The sequence below is a fragment of the Cetobacterium sp. genome, from assembly GCF_051653945.1.
In the GTDB taxonomy this organism is placed as follows: Bacteria; Fusobacteriota; Fusobacteriia; order Fusobacteriales; family Fusobacteriaceae; genus Cetobacterium_A.
Map to the genome: position 1 here is coordinate 1 of NZ_JBOFXD010000063.1, position 4,268 is coordinate 4,268.

The window sequence follows — 4,268 nt, forward strand, 5'->3', positions numbered from 1 at the left end:
CAGCCCCCTGGGAGGATAGGAAGTTGCCAATCTTAAAAAAGTGCTTCTTTAGCTCAGTTGGTAGAGCACACGACTGTTAATCGTGTTGTCGCTGGTTCGAGCCCAGCAAGAAGCGCCATTTTTTTATTTTTTGTAAAAAAAACGAATTAAAAATATTTAAAGGGGATTTTAATGAAAAAGAAATTAGTAACAGGATTATTAGGATTATCATTAGCTTCTTTTGGAGCAGAGAGTTTAGAGTTAGGGTTATTGTCACCAACGCAATTAAATGGACCATCAACGAGTGTAAATGGTGTAAGATTAGGTCTTATATATACTGAAAATCAAAATGTAGAGGGACTAGATGTAAATATAATAGCTAATAAAAAGCAAAATTTTAAAGGATTATCAATAGGATCTTTTTATGATAGAACTGAGGGAAATTTCGAAGGAGCAAAATTAGGATGGTTCTTTTTACCTTTAACATTTAATAGTGTTGGTGGAAACATGACTGGAGTTCAATTTGGACTAATTAACATGGTTGAACATAACACAAAAGGTGTACAAGTAGGAGGAGCTAACTTTACAGGAACAGGAACAGGAGTACAGTTTGGTTTCTTTAATAAAGCTAATCAAATAAAAGGCTTACAATTAGGATTTGTAAATATGGCAGAAAACTTACAAGGCTTACAGATAGGGCTTGTAAACATGGCAGATAATAGTGAACTTTTTGAAGTATTACCAATATTAAACTTTAATTTCAAATTTTAATCTTCTAAATTGACAAAGTTAATATTTTGTGATACACTTATATAGTTATTAAAACGAATATTCCGCTTTAATGGAATATTAAATGAATATTCAGGGAGGCTAAAATGAAAGAAAAATTAATTCAATTAGTAGAGCAAAACTACTTAAGAAACGACATTCCAGAATTCAAAGCTGGAGATACTATCGGAGTTTACTACAAAGTTGTAGAGGGTAACAAAGAGAGAATACAGTTATTCGAAGGTGTTGTAATTAGAGTAAATGGTGGAGGAATCGCTAAGACTTTCACAATAAGAAAAGTAACTGGTGGAATCGGAGTAGAGAGAATCATTCCTATGAACTCACCAATGATCGACAAGATCGACGTTTTAAAGATCGGAAAAGTAAGAAGATCAAAACTTTACTACTTAAGAGGACTTTCTGGAAAGAAAGCAAGAATCAAAGAGATCAGAAAGTAAGATTTCTAAAGCTAAGGATGAACAATTCCTTAGCTTTTTTCTTTTTTTTGTGTTAAAATATAAACAAATTGACTAGAGGAGTGAAGTTATGAGCAGAGAAAATATAATTTTAAATACAATATTTTATGTAATTTTAACAGCCTTTTTTATATACATATTTGTAAAAGAAAAAAAGATTGTTGCTAAAATAGACAAAAAAAGAACCATACTTGAGGATTATCTTGTTAATAAATTTAATTTAGATGGGAAAGTATCTGAGAAAGTTTTAAGAAAAGTTATTAAATTAGTTGAAAGTTTAGGAAGTGCATTAATTCTAGTTTTAATTATTCAAAAATTTTATATCGGAAATTTTCTAGTACCAACAGGATCAATGATACCAACTATAGTTCCTAAAGATAGACTTTTTGGAAATATGGTAGTATATAGTTTTAAAGCTCCAGAAAGAGAAGATATAATTGTTTTTAAAGAACCAATTGAGGATAAAGTTTTATATACAAAAAGATTGATGGGATTACCTGGAGAAAAAGTTCAAATAAAATATGATAGATTATTTATAGACGGAAAAAAGATATCGGATAGAGAGTATACTCCTTTAGGAGAGCTAAGCTATAACGAATGGGTAGTTCCTAAAAAGGGCGATATAATAACAATTGTACCTGGACAAAACTATAACGATACATTTGAAAAAGAAAATATTGATGTGGCGAAAGTTCAGAGTCTTTTAAAAGAGAATGGAGCATATGTATCTCAACTATTACCAGATGTAAAATTCTTAGTAAATGGAGTACCAACAGGTATGATACTTGATTTTATACATGACCAAGAGATTTTAAATAAATTGTTAAAAGGTGAAACAGTAACTAAAACTCTAGATGAAGATTATTATTTAGCTTTAGGTGACAATACTAATGGTAGTTATGATTCAAGAATGTGGGGATTTGTCAAAGATAGTAGAATTAAAGGAAAAGCTCTTGTAAGATTTTGGCCACTAAATAGAATAGGATTATTAAAATAAATTATGATAATTGAAGTTAATAAAAACAATGAAGAGATATTAAAAAAAATTAGTTTTTTAGAAAAAAAAATATTTTCAGAAAGTTATTACTCTTTTGAAACATTAAAAGAGATGATAGATAAAAGAGAATATAAAATTTTAGTTTTTGACGAGGATGTAAAAGGGTATCTAATATTACATGACTCCTATGATCTTTATGAGATAATGAAGATAGGTGTAGAAAAAGAATTTAGAAATAAAAAAATAGGAGAACAATTAATAAATTTTTATTTATATAATTGGGAGCAAAATCTGTTTTTAGAAGTTAGAGAAAGTAATGAAATTGCAATATATTTTTATAAAAAAATAGGATTTATAGATGTAGGAAAAAGAAAAAACTATTATCCTAATGGAGAAACAGCAATTTTGATGTCGCTAGAAAGAAATTAATATATATTTAGGAGGAAAACTTATAATGAACAAAGAAATTTATTCGAATCCTTTAGCAGAAAGATATAGCTCAAGGGAGATGCTAGAAATATTTTCACCAAAATTTAAATTTTCAACTTGGAGAAAATTATGGTATGTTTTAGCTGAAACTGAAAAGGAGTTAGGGCTTGACATTACAGATGAGCAATTAGCAGAGATGAAAGCTAATATAGATAATATTGATTATAAACTAGCAGATGAGATGGAGAAAAAATTTAGACATGACGTAATGGCCCATGTACATACATTTGGAACAGCAGCACCAAAGGCTATGCCAATAATACACTTAGGTGCAACAAGTGCTTACGTTGGAGATAATACAGATTTAATTCAGATTAAAGAAGCTTTAAGTATTTTAAAGAAAAAATTAATTAATGTTATGGATGGATTAGCAAAGTTTTCTAATGAATATAAAGATTTACCAACATTAGGATTTACACATTTCCAAGCAGCACAATTGACAACAGTTGGAAAAAGAGCAACACTTTGGTTACAAAGTTTAATCTTAGATTTAGAAGAATTAGAATTTAGACAAGATACTTTAAGATTTAGAGGAGTAAAGGGAACGACTGGAACACAAGCATCATTCCAAGAGTTATTTAATGGAGATTATAAAAAAGTAAAAGAGTTAGATGAAAGAGTTGCAGAAAAAATGGGATTCAATAAGAGATTCTTAGTAACAGGTCAAACATATGATAGAAAAATTGACTCTGAAGTATCTAATTTATTAAGTAATATAGCTCAGTCAGCTCATAAATTTACAAATGATCTAAGATTGTTACAACATTTAAAAGAGATAGAAGAGCCGTTTGAAAAAAATCAAATTGGATCATCTGCAATGGCATATAAAAGAAACCCAATGAGAAGTGAAAGAATATCATCTTTAGCAAAGTTTGTAATAGCATTACAGCAAAGTACAGCTATGACAGCATCAACTCAATGGTTTGAAAGAACACTTGATGATTCAGCAAATAAAAGATTGGCATTACCACAAGCATTTTTAGCAGTAGATGCAATATTAATTATTTGGAAAAATATATTAGAGGGATTAGTTGTTTATCCTAAAATGATAGAGAAGCATATAATGGCAGAACTTCCATTTATGGCAACAGAGTATATAATAATGGAGGGAGTAAAAAAAGGCGGGGATAGACAAGAACTACATGAATTAATAAGAGTTCATTCAATGGAAGCTGGAAAACAAGTTAAAGTTGAAGGATTAGAGAATGATTTAATAGAAAGAATTATTAATGATTTATCATTTGATATAGATAGAGAAAAATTAATGGAAATATTAGACCCTAAAAACTTTATTGGATTTGCTCCAGCACAAGTAGTGGATTTCTTAGAATCGGAGGTAAATCCTATTCTTGAAAAGAATAAAGATCTATTGGGAATGAATACTGATTTAAAGGTGTAATATGACAGATAAAAGAAGGAGATATTTAACAGCATTTGTGCTATTAGCCCTTTATTTATCATTGATAGAAACACTTATTCCAAAACCATTTCCTTGGATGAAATTAGGGTTAGCAAATATTGCAACAATAATAGCTTTAGAAAAATTTGATGAAAAAATG

General features: G+C 29.1%; 6 protein-coding genes and 1 tRNA gene. All 7 read left to right on the forward strand.

Annotation, left to right across the window (positions count from 1 at the left end):
• Positions 1–42: 42 nt before the first annotated feature.
• A tRNA-Asn gene (locus tag ACRC8M_RS07185) sits at positions 43–118 on the forward strand.
• A 53-nt stretch (positions 119–171) separates the two neighbouring features.
• The gene (locus tag ACRC8M_RS07190) at positions 172–750 is read left to right on the forward strand and encodes an LA_2272 family surface repeat-containing protein (protein WP_438528520.1); all 579 of its coding nucleotides are present in this window, start codon (positions 172–174) and stop codon (positions 748–750) included.
• Positions 751–854: 104 nt separating this feature from the next.
• Positions 855–1,205, forward strand: coding sequence for a 50S ribosomal protein L19 (gene rplS / locus ACRC8M_RS07195; RefSeq protein WP_438528521.1), 351 nt, complete (start codon positions 855–857; stop codon positions 1,203–1,205).
• Between the two features lie 88 nt (positions 1,206–1,293).
• On the forward strand, positions 1,294–2,220 hold the full coding sequence (lepB, locus tag ACRC8M_RS07200; protein ID WP_438528522.1) for a signal peptidase I: 927 nt from the start codon (positions 1,294–1,296) through the stop codon (positions 2,218–2,220).
• A gap of 3 nt (positions 2,221–2,223) precedes the next feature.
• A complete protein-coding gene (locus ACRC8M_RS07205) occupies positions 2,224–2,649 on the forward strand; it encodes a GNAT family N-acetyltransferase (protein WP_438528523.1) in 426 nt (141 codons plus the stop codon).
• A gap of 25 nt (positions 2,650–2,674) precedes the next feature.
• Entirely contained in the window at positions 2,675–4,108 is a 1,434-nt protein-coding gene (gene purB / locus ACRC8M_RS07210; RefSeq protein WP_438528524.1) for an adenylosuccinate lyase, read from the forward strand.
• Between the two features lies 1 nt (position 4,109).
• A partial coding sequence (locus ACRC8M_RS07215; RefSeq protein WP_438528525.1) for a Gx transporter family protein occupies positions 4,110–4,268 on the forward strand: 159 nt, incomplete at its 3' end.

What these genes read in the sequence shown, in the direction of transcription:
- ACRC8M_RS07190 (WP_438528520.1), top strand. Translation starts at nt 172, where the DNA reads ATGAAAAAGAAATTAGTAACAGGATTATTAGGATTATCATTAGCTTCT.
- rplS (WP_438528521.1), top strand. Translation starts at nt 855, where the DNA reads ATGAAAGAAAAATTAATTCAATTAGTAGAGCAAAACTACTTAAGAAAC.
- lepB (WP_438528522.1), top strand. Translation starts at nt 1,294, where the DNA reads ATGAGCAGAGAAAATATAATTTTAAATACAATATTTTATGTAATTTTA.
- ACRC8M_RS07205 (WP_438528523.1), top strand. Translation starts at nt 2,224, where the DNA reads ATGATAATTGAAGTTAATAAAAACAATGAAGAGATATTAAAAAAAATT.
- purB (WP_438528524.1), top strand. Translation starts at nt 2,675, where the DNA reads ATGAACAAAGAAATTTATTCGAATCCTTTAGCAGAAAGATATAGCTCA.